At 46.9% G+C, this 3,566-nt stretch carries 3 protein-coding genes; all 3 read right to left on the bottom strand.

The annotated features are described in order from the left end of the window. Positions 1-1,006: L-threonine 3-dehydrogenase (gene tdh, locus KQJ19_RS22885; RefSeq protein ID WP_216404215.1), on the bottom strand; the 1,006-nt coding region annotated here is incomplete at its 3' end. Positions 1,007-1,015: 9 nt separating this feature from the next. Continuing rightward, entirely contained in the window at positions 1,016-2,212 is a 1,197-nt protein-coding gene (gene kbl, locus KQJ19_RS22880; RefSeq protein ID WP_046275754.1) for a glycine C-acetyltransferase, read from the bottom strand. 279 nt (positions 2,213-2,491) lie between these two features. Next, positions 2,492-3,349 carry a protein YibB gene (gene yibB / locus KQJ19_RS22875; RefSeq protein ID WP_049282859.1) on the bottom strand — a complete coding sequence of 286 codons (858 nt, stop codon included), beginning with the start codon at positions 3,347-3,349 and terminating at the stop codon, positions 2,492-2,494. Between the last annotated feature and the right edge of the window lie 217 nt (positions 3,350-3,566).

Genomic DNA, 3,566 nt, shown 5'->3' with positions numbered 1-3,566 from the left:
CTTTCCCTGACTGGCCCGAGCGCATCGCGTCAAAGCCCTGCTGGAATTCATCGATGGAGAATCGATGGGTGATGATCGGCGACAAATCCAGACCAGACTGAATCAATGCGGCCATCTTGTACCAGGTCTCAAACATCTCTCGACCGTAGATACCTTTAATAAACAATCCCTTAAAGATAACTTTAGTCCAGTCGATGGACATGTCTGATGGTGGAATACCCAGCATAGCAATACGGCCACCGTGGTTCATGGTGTCCAGCATGGCGCGAAACGCTGGCGGCGCGCCGGACATCTCCAGACCGACATCAAACCCTTCGGTCATGCCCAGTTCAGCCATCACGTCGGTCAGACTCTCTTTCGACACGTTGACCGCGCGAGTGATGCCCATTTTACGCGCCAGTTCAAGGCGATACTCATTAACATCGGTAATCACCACGTGGCGTGCGCCAACGTGCCTGGCAACCGCTGCCGCCATAATACCGATTGGACCGGCGCCGGAAACCAGCACATCTTCCCCAACCAGATCGAACGACAGCGCCGTATGCACCGCATTACCGAACGGATCGAAGATAGACGCCAGGTCGTCAGAGATGTTGTCCGGAATTTTAAACGCGTTAAATGCCGGGATCACCAGGTACTCTGCAAAGCAGCCAGGACGGTTTACGCCAACACCGGTCGTATTGCGGCACAGGTGAGTACGTCCACCGCGGCAGTTACGGCAATGCCCGCAGGTGATATGACCTTCGCCTGAAACGCGATCGCCGATTTTAAAGCCTTTAACTTCCTGGCCGATGCCAACAACTTCGCCGACATATTCATGTCCAACGACCATCGGTACCGGGATGGTTTTTTGCGACCATTCATCCCAGTTATAAATGTGAACGTCAGTCCCGCAGATGGCTGTTTTACGGATTTTAATCAGCAAATCGTTATGGCCGACTTCCGGTTCAGGAACGTCGGTCATCCAAATGCCCTCTTCCGCTTTCAGTTTGGATAACGCTTTCATTTCACATCCTCAGGCAATAACGCCCAGTTGTTTACCAATGCGTGTGAACGCCTCAACAGCACGCGTAATCTGCTCAGGGGTATGCGCCGCAGACATCTGGGTACGAATACGCGCCTGACCTTTTGGAACCACCGGATAGAAGAATCCAGTAACGTAAATCCCCTCTTTTTGCAGCTCGCGAGCGAACTCTTGCGCCACTACCGCATCCCCCAACATGACCGGGATAATTGCGTGATCCGCTCCCGCTAACGTAAAGCCTGCGGCAGACATTTGCTCGCGGAACTGACGTGCGTTCGCCCACAGGCGATCGCGCAGCTCGCTGCCTGCTTCGACCATCTCCAGCACTTTAATGGAGGCAGAAACAATGGCAGGAGCCAATGAGTTGGAGAACAGATACGGACGGGAACGCTGACGCAGCCACTCAACAACCTCTTTGCGCGCTGCGGTGTACCCGCCAGATGCGCCGCCGAGCGCTTTACCCAGCGTACCAGTGATGATGTCCACACGCCCCATCACGTCACAGTATTCATGTGAGCCACGACCATTTTCGCCGACAAAGCCGACAGCATGGGAATCATCAACCATGACCAGCGCGTCGTATTTATCCGCCAGGTCACAAACGCCTTTCAGGTTAGCAATCACACCATCCATAGAGAACACGCCATCAGTGGCGATCAGGATATGACGGGCTCCCGCTTCACGCGCTTCTTTCAAACGCGCTTCCAGTTCGACCATGTCGTTGTTGGCGTAACGGAAACGCTTTGCTTTACACAAGCGAACACCGTCAATGATAGAAGCGTGGTTGAGCGCATCTGAGATAATCGCATCTTCTGCGCCCAGCAGCGTTTCAAACAGGCCGCCGTTGGCGTCAAAGCAGGAAGAGTAAAGGATGGCATCTTCCATACCGAGGAATGCCGCCAGTTTTTGCTCCAGTTGCTTATGGCTGTCCTGGGTACCGCAAATAAAGCGGACCGAAGCCATACCAAATCCGTGAGAATCCATACCTGCTTTTGCAGCTGCAATCAGTTCCGGGTGGTTAGCCAGCCCCAGATAGTTGTTCGCACAAAAGTTAATAACGTGGCTTCCGTCCGCCACGGTGATATCCGCCTGCTGGGCAGACGTAATAATGCGCTCTTCTTTAAACAATCCTTCCGCACGTGCGGTTTCGAGATCGTTCGTTAACTGTTTGTAAAAATCCCCACGCATTTCAATTCTCCAGACTGGGCAAATTTCAGCACATATTACCCAAAGCTATACGCTGATACGAGATGACGCATCATCACTTCTTCAAAATGAAGCATAAATCACGTATACCCACATGGCTAATCAGTGATGCCGTCGTATGGATTCATTGGACGCACTGAATCGCAACCAATTGAATTGGATGGATTTTATAAAAAATCATAAAAAAACAACAGCAATTGCAGAAGAATGCCTTTGCAGCATTCTATCTGGTTAGATAACCCTTCAATCTCATTCAAGCCACTACTTTCGAGTGAGAAAAATTCGCAATGCCTGGAGTTTTGCACCTAAAGCGGTTCGCCGATAAACACGGAACAGATCGAACCATTTGCCACGACCAAGGTAATTAAGCATTAATAGCTCAGGGCGCTTGTAATAACACATGACAAAAATACCCTGATCATCATCAACAATATTATTTCTGAGAGTCTCTTTTTGACACTCAGTGACTAATGAGTAAAACTCTTTCCATTTCTCTGGTGAACCAACAATAGCGCCGCCGATAATATAAGTATGATTTCCGATCATAAAATCAAAAACCTGTTTTCTGGATGATATAACCAGACCCTTTTTAATCGTGAAGAGATGCATTTTATTACGGTCAAAAGGGAAGTCCCATACTTTTAATCCGCGAGTAACCTGCGGTTTACGGCAATATCCGAAGTCTACCCAGGCAACCATCGGAGTATTAACTAAGCCTGCATTTATGGCCTTAGCTACAAAATATGCTTTTAAATTAGTAACCAACACATATTCTGGAGACCAGTACTCAGGATTAGCTAACTGTCGAGTCTCTAATTTATTCTTGAAGGCATCATCCTGCTGGATTTGTCTTATTTTATTTTTAATATATTTAAATTTTTTATCTAAATCTATGGTTATAATTTTTGTAGGTTTACCTTTGCGTATTTCCGCAATTCTGGCTTCAAACTCAGACGAGGTAAAAATAACCATCTCATTTTCTAAAGCGGCTAACCGTTTGAAGTAGTCAAAATAGACATCAGAAGATCGGGAAAGTTTTTCACGGAAGCCTTTATTAACAGTCCACTCCCCCCTACCGATATCAAAATATGCTGTCACAATAGTGGTAGACGATTTCATAACCATTTTCAAACCATTAATAAAAAAAATATTATATCACATAGTTTTTGTTTTTGTACATATAATATACATAGATGGATATAAAAAAACTAAGTACATTTAAGATTAATTTAATAGACTTAATAACCATTAAATAAGCATTCTTATACTGGTGTTTATAGGCCTTCTACCGACCCACCATCTTACTTAAGAGGCTGAAGGGATGCCGATGTGATGG

Origin of the sequence: Citrobacter sp. S46_ASV_140 (genome assembly GCF_018919545.1) — a bacterium.
Classification (GTDB): Bacteria; Pseudomonadota; Gammaproteobacteria; order Enterobacterales; family Enterobacteriaceae; genus Citrobacter; species Citrobacter braakii.
This window is presented reverse-complemented; position numbering and strand designations above follow the sequence as displayed.

Excerpts from the sequence above, each read along its gene's own strand:
- kbl (WP_046275754.1), bottom strand. The coding sequence starts at position 2,212 with ATGCGTGGGGATTTTTACAAACAGTTAACGAACGATCTCGAAACCGCA.
- yibB (WP_049282859.1), bottom strand. The coding sequence starts at position 3,349 with ATGAAATCGTCTACCACTATTGTGACAGCATATTTTGATATCGGTAGG.